The sequence below is a fragment of the Streptomyces sulphureus DSM 40104 genome (assembly GCF_000381025.1).
Taxonomy (GTDB): Bacteria; Actinomycetota; Actinomycetes; order Streptomycetales; family Streptomycetaceae; genus Streptomyces; species Streptomyces sulphureus.
In genome coordinates, this window is the sequence record NZ_KB905820.1 from 336130 (window position 1) to 352622 (window position 16493).

Consider the following 16493-nt stretch of genomic DNA (forward strand, 5'->3'; position numbering starts at 1 on the left):
CGTCCCGGCGGGTGAGCCTCAGCGACGTCGCTCGCAGGGCGGGCGTGTCCCTCACGACCGCCTCCCACAGCTTCAGCGGGCGGCGTCCCGTGTCCGCCGGCGCCAAGCGGCGGGTGTGGTCCGCGGCCCTCGAACTCGGCTTCACCGCGCCGTCGGCCCGTAGAGCGGTCGCGGTTCTGGTCCGCCCGCCGGAGGCGATGAGCGCGTGGGCGTCCGGTACGACTTCGTTCGCCGACATGACGGGCGCCATCTGCACGGCGGCACTCAGCCGCGGATACTCCGTGATGACAGCGCACGACCTCGACGAGGTCCGCGGCGCGGTCCCCCGGCTCGACGGGTGCATCCTTCTCTGGCCGAACAGCCACGACGCCTCGCTCAAGCAGGTACTCGCGAGCGATACGCCAGTGGTCTCCTACGACCCGGACCCCGACGCCGCCGAATTCCGGTACTGGGTGGGCGCGGACTACCGAGAGTCCATCCGAGAACTCATCGGACACCTCACCCGCGGCGGACGCAGGCGCATCGCCGCCGTCCTCGGCCAGACCGACAACGCCTACCGCCGCGCGATCATCGCCGCTTACAGGGCAGCCGTCGCGCAGTTGGGCCAAGGACCGCTGCTACGTGTGGTCGACACCGACACCGGACAGCAGGGCGCTCATCACCACGTCACAAGTCTGCTGCGCTCTCCTCGACCTCCGGACGCGATCATCACCTCCTCCAGCGTGTTCGCGCGGGGTGCACTGGACGCCGCTGCCCGTGCCGGGCTGAGCGTGCCCAGCGAGGTCGCCATCGCCACTGCCACCGACGGACCACTCGCCGAATTCGCGCCCATCCCCATCACAGGGCTGCGCATCGACACCCACACCTCAGCGGCGCGGCTGATGGACCTCCTCGAAGCGCGTCTCAGGCGTGCGCCCGAACCGAAGGAGACGGCCCGGATTCCGCTCATCCTCGTGCGCCGGCACTCAACCGACAACCACGGGGAGCACGAGCCCTGCGCCGAGCAGCCCCCACCGCAAGGCAGTTGAGCCGCTTCCCGGGACGTCAGTCCCCGGGCGCCGCGAGCGGGTCGCCCGTCAGGTAGCGGGTGAGCATGGTGACGAGTTCGTTCTCGAACCGCGCGATGTCGACCCCGGGGGTCCCCGCCATCACCTTGTGCACCCCCATCTCCACCGTCGAGACGACGAGGCGGGCGGCGATGTCGACGTCCGCGACCCGCACCTGCGGGTGGTCCCTGAACAGCCTGCGGGTGCGGGCGATGCGCCGCCGCTCGCCCCGCGTGGCCCGCTCCAGCAACTCCTGGGATCGCGGCCCCTGTTCCACCATCACCCGGAGCAACTTCGGGTCGTCGCGGTGGTTGTCGATCGTGCCGCGTACGTACCTGCGCATGATGCCCTCGACGGACTCCGACAGCGGTTGCTCCTGCTCCAGCGGGGATTCGGCCATCCCGGCGTCGAGGTGCCGGGTCAGCAGCTCGACCAGAATCGCGTCCTTGTTCGGGTAGTACTGGTACAGCGAGCCGATCGACACCCGCGCCTGCTCGGCGATGCGGTTGGTGGTCCCTGCCGCGTACCCGTACTCGGCGAAAACGTGAGCAGCCGCGTCGAGGATGCGCTGCCGGGTGAGCTCGGCCCTGACCTGGCGCGGGCGTTTACGTGGCTGAAGTCCGCGACGGTCGGACGTCATGGCACCTCCTGTGCGGAGCCCTGAAAGCGAGTAGCGCGCTACCTGAATAATTGCTCACAATGATGCCATGAACTGCGGTGATGCGGAGCGCAGTCGTTCCGCAGCCGCCCTCGCGCGCGCTTGAGGAGGGTGCCGTGACGCACACCCGCACACGTCCACGACGGGTTTCCCTCGACGAGGTACTGGCACGGCTCGGTGAGCCGGAGCCGATGATGAAAGCGAAGGTGCAGGATCGCATCGACGACTACACCCGCCGTTTCCTCGCCCACTCGCCGTTCTGCATGATGGCCACGGCCGACGCCGCCGGACGCGCCGACTGCTCGCCCCGCGGCGACTACCCGGGGTTTGTGAAGGTGCTCGACGAGCACACCGTCGCCCTTCCCGACCGTCCCGGAAACAAGATCGCCGACTCCTTCCGCAACCTCGCGGAGAACGACGGCGTCGGACTGTGCTTCCTCGTCCCCGGTGTCCGCGAGGTCCTGCGCGTCAACGGCAGCGGCTACGTCACCGACGAGCCGGAGGTGCTGGCCCGGATGCGCACCGAGGCGAAACAGGCGGAACTGGCGATCGTCGTCGAGGTGGCCGAGGCGTTCTTCCACTGCGGGCGGGCGCTGATCCGCTCCCGCCTGTGGGACCCCGCCAGTCAGGCGCTCGCCGAGGAGATACCGCCGATCGGTGAAATCGCGGCCGCGCAGTTCGGCTCGGTAGGGGACCCCGAACTGCTCGACCAACTCCTGGAGGACGGCTACCGCAAGCTCTACTGACCAGGCCGCACCGGCCGGAAGGACCACCGATGCAACAGACCGTCATCGAGGGGATCGACGGCGTCGCCGACGACGTCGTCGCCCTCACCCTCCGCGCCACGGGCGGGGAGCTGGCGCCCTGGGCCCCCGGCGCCCACGTCGACCTCGCCCTGCCCAACTGGCTGACGCGGCAGTACTCGTTGTGCGGGGACCCGGCCGACCGGGACGCCTACCGCGTCGCCGTCCGGTACGACCCGCTCAGCCGCGGCGGCTCCGAGTACGTCCACCGGTTCCTCCGCCGGGGCCGCACCCTCGACGTCTCCCTGCCCCGCAACCACTTCCCCCTCGCCGACGCACCGCACTACCTCTTCCTCGCCGGCGGCATCGGCATCACGCCCCTGCTGCCGATGCTGCGCGCCGCGACGGCCGCCGGACGCCCCGCGACCCTGCTGTACGTGGGGCCGTCCCTGGACTCCATGCCCTTCGTCGACGAGCTGCGCCGCTCCTGCGGGGAGCGGGTGCGGATCGTGGAGACCAGGAGACAGGGCAGGCCGGACCTGGACGCCCTCGCCGCGACGCTGGACGACGACACCCTGGTCTACTGCTGCGGCCCCGCAGCAATGCTGGAGGCGGCCGCAGTCGCCTTCCCCGCCGAGCGGTTGCACGCCGAGCGGTTCCAGCCGACGGAGCGGAGCTTCGGCCCCGCCGCGCCGTTCGAGGCGGTCTGCGCCGGATCAGGGGACACCGTCGCCGTACCGGCGGACGAGTCCCTGCTCGACGCCCTCGCCCATGCCGGGCACCCTCTCCCCTCCGGCTGCCGCGAAGGCGTCTGCGGAAGCTGCGAAGTCGCCGTCCTCGACGGTGACCCCGAGCACCGGGACGACATCGGCGCTCCGGACGGGCGGATGTACGCCTGCGTCTCCCGCGCCCGGTCGGCCCGGCTCGTCCTGGACCTCTGAAAGGAACCGCCGACAGTGCTGCCCAAGATCCAGTCGCCCGAGTCCCGGCGCATGATCACGCTGGAGGTGCGCAGGACCAGCAGGACGTCCCCCAACTTCCTCACCGTCACCCTCGGCGGCCCGGAGTTGGAGCATCTGCTGCCGACCGGCTTCGACCAGATCGTGCGGTTGTTCTTCCCCCGCGCGGGACAGTCCCGCCTCACGATGCCCACCCTCTCCAACGAGGCGTGGATGGCGCAGGTCCTGCTCCTGCCGAAGTCGCGCAGGCCGTGGGTGCGCAACTACACGGTCCGCCGCTTCCGGCCCCAACGGACGGAGCTGGACATCGAGTTCGCCCTGCACGGCGACGCGCCCGCCTGCGCCTGGGCCCTGGGTGCCCGTCCCGGCGACCCGGCGGGCATCTTCGACATGGGCCTGACCTACCTCCCGCCGCCCGAGGCCGAGGCGCAGTTGCTCGTCGCCGACGAGAGCGCGTTGCCCGCTGTCCTCGCCGTCCTGGAGCAGGCGCCCGCCTCCCTCGTCGCGGAGGTCTACTTGGAGGTGCCCGAGACGGCCGACATCCGCAAGGACGTCGCCGCCCCCGAAGGCGTCCGGGTGCACTGGCTTCCCCGCGACGGCTCGGCCGACCTGCCCGGCCGGCTCGCACTCGACGCGGTCAGGGGCGCCGTGTTGCCCGAGGGCCGCCTCTACGCCTGGGTGGCGGGGGAGTCGGGGCTGGCAACAGGCGTGCGACGGCACCTGGTCCGTGACCGCGGGGTGCCGAAGTCGGACGTCGCCTTCCACGGCTACTGGCGGCACGGCCGCTCCAGCCCCGGATGAGCCCCGCCGCCTCCCCTGCGAGCGGCAGGCTCCTCCCTCCGCTGCCGGGCACCGTCGAGCGACAGGCCGTGGACCGGGAGGAGCGTCCTTCGGCCCGGCCGCATCCTCAACTCCCGAGCGCACAGCGGTTGACGGGATCGGCGTCCCGTTCGCGCGGAACGGTGTGCCCGGCCGGTGGCGGGGTGCCGTGCTCGACCCAGGCGGTGAGTGCGGTGAAGGCGGAGCGGTAGCAGGGCAGGATCGGTCGGAGCCGGTCGGGGTGCTCGTCGTGGAGGCCGTCGGTGTGGTTGCCGTCCTGGACCGTGTAGAGACGGTGGTGCGCGGACGCGCCCGCACGCGCGACGAGACGGGCGTAACCGGCGGCGTGGGTCGCGCGGGGGAGCAGCGCGTCCAGGTCGCCGTGGAGGGTGAGCAGGGGCCGGGTGAGTCGGCCGGTCAACTCGACCCGGGCGAGGGCGCGGTGGACCGCGGCGGGGCGACGGTCGAGCCGGTACCGGGCATCGGTGGGGCAGGGTGCTGCCGTCTCCTCCGGCGTCGAGCCCGCCGTCGTTCCGGGGCAGTGCGGGTCGTACTCCGGGTCGAACTCCGCGCGGTAGATCTTCTGCGTCAGGCCCCAGTAGGTGTCCCTGTGGGTCGGCCAGAGGAACTCCGAACCCCGGGCGAAGCCGCGCCGGTACATCTCCCGGGCGCCCGCCTCGTCACGGCCCCAGGCCACGGCGGTCGGTAGCGCGGTGAGGAGGTTCTGCCGGCCGCTCCAGAGTGCTCCCTCCCAGTCGACGCCGCCGTCGTAGAGCTCGGGGTGGTGCTCCAACTGCCAGCGGGTGAGGTAACCGCCGTTGGACATACCGGTGATGTAGGTCCGACGTGGTGCCGCTGCGTAGTAGCGCGCGACGGTGACGCGGGCGGCGCGGGCGAGTTGGGTGGTGCGCCGGTTCCACTCCACCAGGGCGTCACCGGGGCGGTCGCCGTCGCGGTAGAAGTCCGGTCCCGTGTTGCCCTTGTCGGTGGCCGCGTACGCGTACCCGGCGGCGAGCGCGGTGTCGCCGATCGCGACGTCGGTGGCGTACTGCTTCCGGTTGCCGGGCGCGCCGGTCACGACGAGGCCGCCGTTCCACTCGTCGGGCAGCCGGATGACGAACTGGGCGTCGTGGTCCCACCCGTGAGTGGTGTTGGTGTGCGAGGTGTCCGGGAAGTAGCCGTCGAGCTGGGTGCCGGGCAGGTCGGTGGGTCCGCGGGTGCCGCCGGCCGTCAGTCCGGCCTGGTCGGCGGTGTCCGTGTAGCGGGTGCCGGCGAGCGCGGCGCTGGTCAGGTCGGGCAGGCAGGCGGTGCGTTGGTGCGCGGCGCCCGGCACCCGCACCCCGGGTGCGCCCGCGCAGCCGTGCGGCGGACTCGGCGCACCGACCGCGGGAACGCTGCTCAGGACGAGGGCGGCGCACAGGACGAGGGCGCCGCACAGGTGCGGCAGAACGCGGCGGGGGAGAGGACTCACGGCGGCTCCTGAGAGGCGAGGGAGGGCCGGACGCAACGCCCGGTGAAGGATGCGGAGTTGGGCGCCGCGCACGCCGCACCCGAAGGGATGGTGACCTCCGCGGCGCCCCGCTGCCCATGGCCGCGACCCCCATGCCGGGCCGCCGCGTTGTGGTGCCCGCCGCCGTTGCCGACCGCCTCGCCCCGGGTGCGGCGTCCCGCGGACGAGCCGTCGGCCGCCGTGCGCCGCAATATGGTCAACCCCCACTGCGCGCAGGGGTTTTATGGGCGGCGAGGCCATAGGGGAGGAGACTTTCCGCTTCTACGGTGACCGCCATGACAGACCCCACTCGGCCACTCGCCGCGTCCCCGCCCGCGGCCGGCGCCGCTGAGCAACCGCTCGGCGGCCGGAGCGCGTTGGTCACGGGCGCCGCCTCCGGGATCGGCCGCGCCTGCGCGGAGGCGCTCGCCGCGCGCGGCGCCCACGTCCACGTCGTCGACCTCGACGGGGAGCGGGCCGCCGAGGTCGCCGCCACCGTCGGCGGCACGGCACACGGCGCCGACCTCGCCGACGCGGCGGCCGTCGACGCTCTCCCGTACGACGTCGACGTCGTCGTCAACAACGCCGGCACCCAACACCTCGCCGCGATCGAGGAGTTGGACCCCGAACGGTTCGCGCTGATGCAGCGCGTGATGGTGGAGGCGCCGTTCCGCATCCTGCACCGCACGCTGCCGGCGATGTACGCCCGCGGCTGGGGGCGGGTGGTGAACATCTCCTCGGTGCACGGGCTGCGGGCGAGCCCCTACAAGTCGGCGTACGTCACGGCGAAGCACGCCTTGCAGGGGCTGAGCAAGGTGGTGGCGCTGGAGGGAGCCGCGCACGGTGTGACGAGCAACTGCGTCAACCCGGCCTATGTGCGTACCCCGCTGGTGGAGCGGCAGGTCGCCGAGCAGGCGAGGCTGCACGGGATCGACGAGGCCGAGGTGCGCTCCGAGGTCTTCCTGGAACATCCCGCGATCAAGCGGTTGATCGAGCCCGTCGAGGTCGCCGAGGCGGTGGCGTGGCTGTGCGGGCCGCACACCTCCTACCTCACCGGAAGCGAGCTCGTCCTCGACGGCGGCTGGACCGCCCACTGACCGACGCCGAGCACCCCCGTTCTTTCCTCCTCCCCCTGTGTGGTGATGACCGTGTCCACCTCCCCGCCCGCCAAGGCCGGCCCGGCAGGGCTGCGCCGCATCGTGGCGGCGAGCCTGATAGGCACCACCGTCGAGTGGTACGACTACTTCCTCTACGGTTCCGCCGCCGCGTTGGTCTTCGGGAAGGTCTTCTTCCCCGCCTCCGATCCGCTCACCGGCACCCTGCTCTCCTTCATGACCTACGCCATCGGCTTCGTCGCCCGCCCGCTGGGTGCGCTCGTCTTCGGGCACTACGGCGACCGCCTCGGTCGCAAGAAGCTGCTCGTCGTCAGCCTGATGATGATGGGTGTCGCGACCGTCGGGATCGGACTCGTCCCGAGCTACGCCAGCATCGGCGTCGCGGCGCCGATCCTCCTGACGGTGCTGCGCCTCACCCAGGGCTTCGCGTTGGGCGGTGAGTGGGGCGGCGCCGTCCTGCTCGTCTCCGAGCACGGCGACGCGCGGCGCCGCGGCTTCTGGGCCTCCTGGCCCCAGGGCGGCGCCCCGGCCGGCAACCTGCTCGCCGTCGCGATGCTCTCCCTCGTCACCTCGACCACTTCCGACGGCGCCTTCGAGGCGTGGGGGTGGCGCATCCCGTTCCTCGCCTCGGCCGTGCTCGTCGGCGTCGGCATGTGGATACGGCTGAGCGTGGACGAATCGCCGCTCTTCCAGCAGGCGTTGGCGAAGGCGGAGGCGCGGCGGGCGAGCGAGCCGGCCGTGGAGCGGATGCCGCTCGTGAAGCTCGTGCGCGACCAGTGGCGGGACATCCTGGTGGCGATGGGCGCCCGCCTCGCGGAGAACATCTCCTACTACATCCTCACCGCGTTCATCCTCGCCTACTGCGTCAGCCACCTGGATTTGCCCGAACAGACCGCGCTCAACGCCGTGTTGATCGGTTCGGCGGTCCAGTTCTGTCTCATCCCGCTCTGCGGCGCCCTCTCCGACCGCGTCGGCCGCAAGCCGGTCTATCTGGTGGGCGCGATCGGAACCGGCGCCTGGACCTGGGCGTTCTTCGCCCTCGCCGACACCCGCTCGTTCCCGGCACTGACCCTCGGCGTCACCGTCGCGCTCGCCTTCCACGCGGCGATGTACGCACCGCAGGCGGCGTTCTTCTCGGAGCTCTTCGCCACCCGGGTCCGCTACTCCGGGGCCTCGATCGGCGCCCAGCTCTCCTCCATCGCCGCGGGCGCACCCGCCCCGCTCATCGCGACGGCGCTGCTCGGCGCGTACCACAGCCCCGTCCCGATCTCGCTGTACGTCGGCGCCGCAGCCGTCGTGACGGCCGTCGCCGTCCTCTGCGCGCGGGAGACCAGGGGAGTGGACCTCGCCGCTGTCGACGACGCAGCCGAACCGCCCGCCGAGCAGGAGGCGACGCGCGGGACGGAGCCGTCCCCGCCGGGACGGGCGAGGTGACGCCGCCCCGGAGACGGGCAGCGGCGTGACGGCCTGTTGACGCTGCCGACTCGTCACACGCACCACAGCCGAGAGCCGGCCGCATCCGGCGACCACCCCAACACGCCGCACACGCAAGGGGAATGACGCACACCACCCGCGGATTCCCGGCCGGCTCTCCACCGTCCCCCCAACCCCACAAAAGGAGTCCCATGACCACCCCACTCCGACCCCCCGCCCCACGCCGGCCCCTCGTGCTGGGCGCCGCCGTCCTCGCGGCTCTGCTGCTCGCCCTCACCGCCTCGTTACGACCCGCAGCCGCGGCGGACGGCCTCGACGAGGTGCCCGACTTCGGCAGCAACCCGGGCAACCTCGCGATGTACACCTACGCGCCCGCCGACCTGCCCGAGGGGGCGCCGCTCGTCGTCGCGCTGCACGGCTGCACCCAGACCGCGAACGACTACTACGCGCACAGCGGTTGGCCGGAGCTCGCCGACCGGTACCACTTCGCCGTCGTGTTCCCGCAGACCTCCGCCGCCAACAACGTGCAGTCCTGCTTCCAGTGGTTCGACCCCGCCGAGGACAGCCGGGACGCGGGCGAAGCCGCCTCCGTCCGGCAGATGGTCGCCAAGGCGTCCGAGACGTACGGCTCCGACGCCGCCCGCGTCTTCGTCACCGGTCTCTCCGCCGGCGGCGGCATGACGGCCAACCTCCTCGCCGACTACCCCGACGTCTTCGCCGGCGGCGCCGTCCACGCCGGACTCCCGGCGCAGTGCGCCACCAGCCTGGTGGAGGCGACCGGTTGCCAGCTCTACGACCAGCGCCTCACCCCGGCCCAGTGGGGCGACAAGGTCCGCGACTCCCACCCCGGCCACGAAGGGCCGTGGCCCCGCGTCGCCATCTTCCACGGCACCTCGGACACCACCGTCGCCCCGGTCAACGGTGAGCAACTGCGCGACCAGTGGACCGACGTGCGCGGCGTCGGCCAGGAACCGACGGGCACCGAGGAACTTCCCGGCAACACCACCCTGACCACTTACGGCCCCGACACCGACCGGCCCGACGTCGCGCTCTTCAGCATCGCCGGCATGGGCCACGGCCTCGGTGTCGACCCGGGAGCCGGCGACACCCAGTGCGGCACGGCCGGCGCCTACTTCCTCGCCTCCCTCTGCTCCAGCTACTACTCCGCGCACTTCTGGGGAATCGACGAGTAGCCAGCCGATACCCGGTGACGCAGGGGCAATCGGCCGGGAACGACGGGTGCGGTGCCGGGCCTTCGCCCGGCACCGACCCCTGTCGCACGCGGTCGTCGTGCGCCTCTTCCCGCGCGAGGAGCGCGGACGGTTGCGTTCCCCGGCGGACTCAAGCACCGTGCCCAGGCCGCCCGTCGGACCGAACCACAGGTGAAGGACCATGCCGAACCCCGCTTCCAGCCCCGCTTCCAAGGCGTCGCGGTACGTGCGTCGGCTGCTGGAGCTCCTGGAGGCCGGTGCCCCCGCCGAGGAGATCAGCGCCGTGGTCACCGAGGCCCGCGCCGCGGAGCTCCCCGCCGACGAGCTGGCAGAGGTGGACCGGGCTGCCGGCACCGCCCTGCGCGTCCACACCACGTTGGAGCAACGACGCCGCCGCGAACGCGAGTTGAGCGCCCTCTTCGACACCGCAGGCGACCTCGCCGCCTCCGCGGACCTCGACTCCGTCCTCCAGGCCATCGTGCGCAGGGCCCGCCGCCTGCTCGGCACCGACACCGCCTACCTGACGCTCCCCGACGAGCAGGCAGGCGACACCTACATGCGCGTCACCGACGGCTCCTTCTCCCCCCTCTTCCAGCACCTGCGACTCGGCCTGGGCGAGGGGCTGGGCGGCCTCGTCGCGAAGAGCGCCACGCCCTACGCCTCCCCGGACTACCGCACCGACGCGCGCTTCCGCCACACCCGTCCGATCGATGCGGGCGTCCTCGACGAGGGGCTCGTCGCCATCCTCGGCGTCCCGTTGCTGCTCGGCTCACGCACCGCGCGAGCCGGCACGGTCGTCGGCGTCCTCTTCGCCGCCGACCGCTCGCCGCGCGCCTTCGGCCAGGACGAGATCGCCCTGCTCTGCTCCCTCGCCGCGCACGCGGCCGTCGCCATCGACAACGCCCGGACGGTCACGGACATGCGCCGCGCGATGGCCGAGCTGGAGGAGGCGAACGACACCGTCCGCCGCCAGACCGCCGCTCTCCAGCGCGCCGAGGAGGCGCACGACCGCCTCACCGACCTCGTCCTGCGCGGCGGCGACCTCCCCGAAGTCGCCGCCGCCGTCGCCGGTCTGCTCGGCGCTCCCCTCACCCTGCACGACATCGAAGGGGCGCTCCTCACCGGCGCCGACGCGGACGGGACCGCGCACTCCCCTGAGATCTACGCCCCCGACGTGCTCGTGCGGACCGCCCGCCAGTCCCGCCTCGCGGCGCGCGCCGTCCACAAGGACGGGCTCTGGGCGTGCGCGGTCCTCGCGGGTCCCGAACTCCTCGCCGTCCTCGTGCTGCACGACGACCGCGGTCTGGAGGACGCCGATCGGCGGCTCTTCGAGCGCTCCGCCGTCGTCACCGGTCTGCTGCTCCTGATGCGCCGCACCGCCGCGGAGACGGAGAGCCGCCTCCGCGGCAACCTCGTCGTCGACCTGCTGGAGTCGAGGGGCGAGGACGAGTCGTCCCTCCTCGGACGCGGACGCCGCCTCGGCATCGACCTCTCCCACCCCCACCTCCTCTTCACCGCCCAGACCACGCCGCACGCCCGCGACCGGCTCAGCACGGCGGGACTCCCGCACCTCGCCGCCTGGCACCCAGGGTGCACCGGCGCCGAGCACCACGGCGCGCTCGTCCTCCTCTGGCCGCACCAGGACGCGCCACCGACGAGGGACGACAGCCCCGGTGCGCTCGCCCAACTCCTCGCCGAACGCCTCGGCGCCCTCGTCGCCGCACCCGTGACGGTCGCCGCCGCCGGGCCGGCACGGGGCGCTCCCCAACTCCTCGCGGCCCACGACGAGGCGCGCCGCACCCTGCACGCCATGGCCGCGCTCGGCCGCACGGGCGAGGGAGCCAGCAGCGCCGAACTCGGCTTCCTCGGCATGGTGTTGGGCGAGGAGCGCGACGCCGGGACCTTCGTCCACGCCACGCTCGGCCCGCTGCTGGAGTACGACGCCCAACGCGGAACCGACCTCGTCCGCACCCTCAGGGCCTACTTCGCCGCCGGCGGCGTCCTCACCCGCACCAAGGACGCCCTGCACATCCACGTCAACACGGTCGTCCAGCGCCTTGACCGCATCGAGAGCCTCCTCGGCCCCGGCTGGAACGACCCGGAGAACGCCCTCGAACTCCACCTCGCCCTGCGCCTCGACGCGCTGACCCGCACCGACCGCCCGACCCCGAAGACCGCGCCGCCCGCCCGCACGGACCGCCTTCCCCGCACCGACCTCTCGTCCCCTTCGGACTCCGCGCCGCGTTCCCGTGGATGAGCGCGCTCCCGTACCGACGAGCCGATCGGAAGCCCGCGGGTGCTCGATTCCTCACTCAGTGCTGAGGTTGCGACACTCTCCATGTCCATCCGGAGTGTGTGCGGACTCCACTGACCACTGGCCGGGCACGCCACTGCCGGTCGCGGCCCAACTTCCTCGACCGGTGCCGCGCCGGAACCGTGCGACCGGTGTCCTGGCTCGGACACCAGCCGTACGGCAGGGCATGGGCAGCGGCAGCCCTCCCGTCAGGTCACGGTCGGGGTGACGGGAATCCACAGGCCGGTCTCCGCGTGCGTGCCGTCTTCGCCCGGTCCGGCCGCCGTCCACAGCATCTCGGGCCCCGGACGGGACTCGTAGGGGTTGGACGGGAACCACTGGGTGAAGACGTCTCGCCACACCGTCTGAAGGGTTTCCGGAAAGGGCCCGGAGTTCTCGAACACGGCCCACGTCCCGGCGGGGACGTCCAAGGTGTCCAGGTCCGCAGGCGCATCGTCGGCGAGGCGCACCACGGCGTGGTAGTAGTCCAGCTCCGTCCCTTCCTCGCGGCCGTCGCCGAGCTTGTCCACGACGGAGAGCAACCCGGAGGGCTCGGTGTCGGACAACTCCTCGACACGCGAGACGAGTTCGGGATCGAGGCTTCGGATGAACTCGGCTATGGCGGGGTTGACGCCCTCGTAAACAAGGGGAACGCGCGTCTGCACGCCCACTACGTGGAAGGCGGGCATTTCGACGACCCGGTACTGCATGGTGCTGCTCCCTTCGACGACGAGACGGAAGGACATCCGTGGCTGGGACCGCAGCGCGGCCCCGGTCCGCCGGGCCGTGCCGGGGCCGACGCCGTGGTGGGCGCGGAACGCCCGGGCGAACGCCTCGCCCGAGCCGTAGCCGTAGCGAACGGCGACCTCCAACAGCGTGCGCTCCCCGCCCAGGACCTCCGCTCCGGCCACGGTGAGCCGTCGGCGCCTGACGTACTCCGACAGGGGTATCCCGGCGAGTGCCGAGAACATCCGCCGCAGGTGGTACTCCGACGTCCGGACGATCCGCGCGAGTTCGACGACGTCCAGCGTCCCGTCGAGGCGTGACTCGATGTGCTCCATGGCCTCGTTGAACCGGTCCAGCACCGGTACTCCTTCCTTCTGACGCCACCAACGCTAGGCAGCGGCTCCCTCCCGGCACCCGACATTCCGTGCCCGCGTCGATCGGGTCGCACCGCCCCTCCGACGTCCGGCAACAGGCGGCGCCCTGCGCAACCCGTACTCGGCGTCCTCCTGGCCGTCGGCGTTGGCGCTCGGGGTGTGCGGTCGCCGTGCGGGCCGGCGGAAGCGGACGAAGCGGCACTCGGCGTCGGTACGGCCGAGGCGGTCAACGACGCGCGAAAGAGCGGCACATGACCGTAGTCCGGTCCCTGATGCGGGCGTTGGCCGGTGGCGGCCCGGTGCGATCACGCGAGCAGAGAAGCGTCAGCGTCCTGGACACAGGGGCTCGTCCCGCGACCCGGGTCTGCGTCTCGCGTTACCCATCGAGCCGCCTTCCGCACTGGACCCAGCGGCCGCGGAACGGCGCCGTCCACACCCGGTCGCTGATCGTCGCCATGCGCCGAAGCAGCTCGGCGATTTCGACAGCGGTTCGGCCACCGCGCACGACGAAGGGGAGTTGCTGCGGGACAGGGGGACGGCGCGACGACGGCGCAGGGAGACGCACACCGCCGCGCACCGCTCCGGCCTGCACGACCGAACCCGCCGTTCAGGACAGGCGGTTCCTCACCGGCTTCCCCCCGGCTTGCGGGCGACGCCGGCGTAGAAGCTGATCGCCTCGTCGGGGAGCGTCGGCTTCTTGTCCGGGCGCCAGCGGTGGCCGACGACGAGGCCGGGGTCGAGGAGGTCGAGGCCGTCGAAGAAGGTGGCGACCTCTGCTCGTGTGCGGGGTGCCACGGTGATGCCGTGGTTGCCGTAGGTGGAGCGGACCGCCTCGGCGCCGCCGACCGTGTCGAAGTCGGCGGTGGTGTGGGAGAGGACGAGGAAGCTGCCGGGGGCGAGCGGGTCGAGGAGACGGCGGACCATCTCGTACGGCTCGTCCTCGTCGGACATGAAGTGCATCAGCGCCACGAGGCTCAGCGCGACGGGGCGGGTCAGGTCGAGGGTGTCGGTGACGTGGGGGTCGGCGAGGAGGTCGTGGGTGCGAACGTCGGCCTCCAGGTAGGTGGTTCCGCCCTCGGGGGTGCCGCGCATCAGCGCGTCCGCGTACTCGATGACGAGCGGATCGTTGTCGACATAGACGACGCGGGCTTCGGGTGCCTCGGCCTGGGCGACCTGGTGGAGGTTGGGCGCGGTCGGGATGCCCGTCCCGATGTCGAGGAACTGGCGCACTCCCTGCTCGCGGGCGAGCGTGCGCGTCGCCCGATGCATGAACGAGCGGTTGGCCCTGGCTCCCGTCCGTATGTGGGGGAACTCGGCAAGGAGACGCTCTGCCAGGAGGCGATCGGCTTCGAACCAGTCCTTCCCGCCGAGGTAGTAGTCGTACATACGGGCGGAGTGGGCAGTCATCAGTGATCCTTTTCCGGCGCTTCGGATGGCGTTCGAGAGGGGACGGGGTGGAGCAGCCTGCCAGGCTGACAGACGAACTCGCTTTGTGGAGCGGCCTGTTCGACATCGCCACGTGCGCCGCATATGCGGGCACGGCAAGGAACTGGTCGTGCATCCGCCAGGCCAGGTCCGCCGGCCACTACGCGCGGGAGTCCCACGGTGGTCGCGGCCCCGATCCGGTGCGCTCCGTTTCGTCGTACGGGCCCGCCGAACCGACGAGGGAGGTGCGCCCACAGGACGAGCGACGTCATGAGTTGTGCGGTTGTTGGGGCGTCCCGTGGGCGCTGTGATGGCCGCCCCGCTCATTTTGGAGGTACGTCGCATGTCGACCGAGCCGAAACCGGTGTTGCATGCATTCCCCTCGCACGGTGCGTCACAACTGCGCATGGTGTGCTTCCCGAACGCGGCAGGCGGTATCGCGCAGTTCCACCGGTGGGCGTCCCGGCTGCCCGGGGTCGCGGTGCACGCCGTCGAACTCCCCGGCCACGGCGGCAAGCTCGGCACCCCGCCGCTGCGCGACATGAACTCGGTGCTCGCCGCCGTCACTCCGGAGATCGCGGAGCTCGGTCCTGAGCCGATCGTGCTCTGGGGACACAGCATGGGGGCGACGGTCGCGCACGCGGTCGCTCGCAACCTGGGCGAGAAGTACGAGATCACTCCGCACGCGCTCCTGCTCGCGGGACGGGACGCGCCGTGGTCCTCGGACTTTCTGCCGCTGTTCCACACGATGAATGACGCGGACCTCTGGCATTCCATGGTCGGCTTCGGTGGCACCCCGCCGGAGATCGCGGACCATGCCGACCTGCTTGACCTGTTCCTGCCCGTGCTGCGGGCCGACCTCACGGTGGTGGAGGCGTACCGGACATCGGCGGAACCCCGACTGCACTGTCCTGTCCACGTCTTCACCGGCCGGGGCGATGCTCTCGTCTCGTCGCACGGCCTGGCCGCGTGGGCGGAGGGCACCACCGAGGAGACCCGGGTGCACGAGTTCCCGGGGGGCCACTTCTTCGTCCACGAGGACGACGGAGCCCCGGTGCTGCGGGTGGTGCGGGACCTGCTCCTGTTTCCCGAAACCGCCCAATGACACCGGCAATCGCTCCAGACTGTTCCGACACGGTGGCGGTGCGGCGCACACGTCGTGTCGTCCGTCCCGGGGGCCGCTCCAGAGCCCGCCCTCGGGAACCGAGGCACGTCCCTCTCGCCGTCGTCACCGCGCCTTCGCACGCACACTCACAAAGGGACACCACATGCGGGAAATCGTCAGCACCATCCTCTCGGGGAACGCCAAGCCCGGGGATTACGCCGCCCTGCCGCTCCCGGAGTCCTATCGTGCGGTGACCGTCCACAAGGATGACGCGGGCATGTTCGAGGGTTTGGATTCTTGGGACAAGGACCCGCGTAAGTCGCTTCACTTGGACGAGGTGGCGGTGCCTGAACTCGGCCCTGGTGAGGCGCTGGTGGCCGTGATGGCCTCTTCGGTCAACTACAACTCCGTGTGGACGTCCCTGTTCGAACCCCTGCCGACCTTCGGGTTCCTCGAGCGGTACGGACGTCTCTCCCCCCTGGCCAAACGCCACGACCTCCCCTACCACGTCATCGGCTCCGACCTGGCGGGCGTCGTGCTACGCACCGGCGCCGGCGTCAACTCCTGGAAGCCCGGCGACGAAGTCGTCGCACACTGCCTCTCGGTGGAGTTGGAGAGCGCGGACGGACACAACGACACGATGCTCGACCCCGAACAGCGCATCTGGGGCTTCGAGACCAACTTCGGCGGCCTCGCCGAGATCGCCCTGGTCAAGTCCAACCAACTCATGCCCAAACCCCACCACCTCACCTGGGAAGAAGCCGCCTCACCCGGACTGGTCAACTCCACCGCCTACCGCCAACTCGTCTCCCGCAACGGAGCCGACATGAAACAAGGCGACAACGTCCTGATCTGGGGCGCCAGCGGCGGACTCGGCTCCTACGCCACCCAGTACGCACTCGCCGGCGGCGCCAACCCCATCTGCATCGTCTCCAGCACACAAAAAGCCGACATCTGCCGCCGGATGGGCGCCGAAGCGATCATCGACCGCACCGCCGAGGACTACCGGTTCTGGAAAGACGCACACAACCAGGACCCCAAAGAATGGAAACGCTTCGGCACACGCATCCGCGAACTCACCGGCGGCGAAGACGTC

At 71.6% G+C, this 16493-nt stretch carries 14 protein-coding genes; 10 read left to right on the forward strand and 4 right to left on the reverse strand.

What is annotated here, in order from left to right; all coding sequences use genetic code 11:
* The first annotated feature begins 11 nt into the window (after window positions 1–11).
* Complete coding sequence (locus F603_RS0122520) at window positions 12–1028, forward strand: LacI family DNA-binding transcriptional regulator (protein ID WP_019548206.1); 1017 nt, start codon at window positions 12–14, stop codon at window positions 1026–1028.
* A 16-nt stretch (window positions 1029–1044) separates the two neighbouring features.
* Here F603_RS0122520 and F603_RS0122525 read toward each other — a convergent pair whose 3' ends face one another.
* Window positions 1045–1686, reverse strand: coding sequence for a TetR/AcrR family transcriptional regulator (locus tag F603_RS0122525; RefSeq protein WP_019548207.1), 642 nt, complete (start codon window positions 1684–1686; stop codon window positions 1045–1047).
* Between the two features lie 134 nt (window positions 1687–1820).
* Here F603_RS0122525 and F603_RS0122530 point away from each other — a divergent pair, with 134 nt between their 5' ends.
* Genes F603_RS0122530 through F603_RS0122540 form a run of 3 tightly spaced genes read left to right on the forward strand, consistent with a single transcriptional unit; the run spans window position 1821 to window position 4207 of the window.
* Window positions 1821–2450: an MSMEG_1061 family FMN-dependent PPOX-type flavoprotein gene (locus tag F603_RS0122530; RefSeq protein ID WP_019548208.1), complete on the forward strand. Its 630-nt coding sequence runs from the start codon at window positions 1821–1823 to the stop codon at window positions 2448–2450.
* Window positions 2451–2479: 29 nt separating this feature from the next.
* Window positions 2480–3388, forward strand: a complete 909-nt coding sequence (locus F603_RS0122535; RefSeq protein WP_019548209.1) for a PDR/VanB family oxidoreductase — start codon at window positions 2480–2482, stop codon at window positions 3386–3388.
* 51 nt (window positions 3389–3439) lie between these two features.
* On the forward strand, window positions 3440–4207 hold the full coding sequence (locus F603_RS0122540) for a siderophore-interacting protein (RefSeq protein ID WP_211231117.1): 768 nt from the start codon (window positions 3440–3442) through the stop codon (window positions 4205–4207).
* A gap of 106 nt (window positions 4208–4313) precedes the next feature.
* On the opposite strand, the gene F603_RS0122545 is transcribed toward F603_RS0122540, so the two are convergent.
* Window positions 4314–5696 (reverse strand): tannase/feruloyl esterase family alpha/beta hydrolase, encoded by a 1383-nt coding sequence (locus F603_RS0122545; RefSeq protein WP_019548211.1) that lies wholly within the window; start codon window positions 5694–5696, stop codon window positions 4314–4316.
* A 314-nt stretch (window positions 5697–6010) separates the two neighbouring features.
* On the opposite strand from F603_RS0122545, the gene F603_RS0122550 reads away from it, so the two are divergent.
* The 4 genes from F603_RS0122550 (at window position 6011) to F603_RS0122565 (ending at window position 11731) form a co-directional block, all read left to right on the forward strand.
* Window positions 6011–6811 (forward strand): SDR family oxidoreductase, encoded by an 801-nt coding sequence (locus tag F603_RS0122550; protein WP_019548212.1) that lies wholly within the window; start codon window positions 6011–6013, stop codon window positions 6809–6811.
* 45 nt (window positions 6812–6856) lie between these two features.
* The gene (locus F603_RS0122555; protein ID WP_019548213.1) at window positions 6857–8263 is read left to right on the forward strand and encodes an MFS transporter; all 1407 of its coding nucleotides are present in this window, start codon (window positions 6857–6859) and stop codon (window positions 8261–8263) included.
* A gap of 191 nt (window positions 8264–8454) precedes the next feature.
* Window positions 8455–9456 (forward strand): extracellular catalytic domain type 1 short-chain-length polyhydroxyalkanoate depolymerase, encoded by a 1002-nt coding sequence (locus F603_RS32615; protein WP_019548214.1) that lies wholly within the window; start codon window positions 8455–8457, stop codon window positions 9454–9456.
* Window positions 9457–9655: 199 nt separating this feature from the next.
* Window positions 9656–11731 (forward strand): helix-turn-helix domain-containing protein, encoded by a 2076-nt coding sequence (locus tag F603_RS0122565; protein ID WP_019548215.1) that lies wholly within the window; start codon window positions 9656–9658, stop codon window positions 11729–11731.
* A 245-nt stretch (window positions 11732–11976) separates the two neighbouring features.
* Here the strand turns inward: F603_RS0122565 and F603_RS0122570 are convergent, their stop codons facing one another.
* Both F603_RS0122570 and F603_RS0122575 read right to left on the reverse strand, forming a co-directional pair.
* On the reverse strand, window positions 11977–12852 hold the full coding sequence (locus F603_RS0122570) for an AraC family transcriptional regulator (RefSeq protein ID WP_019548216.1): 876 nt from the start codon (window positions 12850–12852) through the stop codon (window positions 11977–11979).
* A 639-nt stretch (window positions 12853–13491) separates the two neighbouring features.
* A complete protein-coding gene (locus F603_RS0122575) occupies window positions 13492–14274 on the reverse strand; it encodes an SAM-dependent methyltransferase (RefSeq protein WP_037956633.1) in 783 nt (260 codons plus the stop codon).
* A 361-nt stretch (window positions 14275–14635) separates the two neighbouring features.
* Between F603_RS0122575 and F603_RS0122580 the strand changes: the two genes are divergently transcribed.
* Window positions 14636–15397, forward strand: coding sequence for a thioesterase II family protein (locus F603_RS0122580; RefSeq protein ID WP_158678671.1), 762 nt, complete (start codon window positions 14636–14638; stop codon window positions 15395–15397).
* Between the two features lie 163 nt (window positions 15398–15560).
* The coding region (gene ccrA, locus F603_RS0122585; RefSeq protein WP_019548219.1) for a crotonyl-CoA carboxylase/reductase at window positions 15561–16493 on the forward strand (933 nt) is incomplete at its 3' end.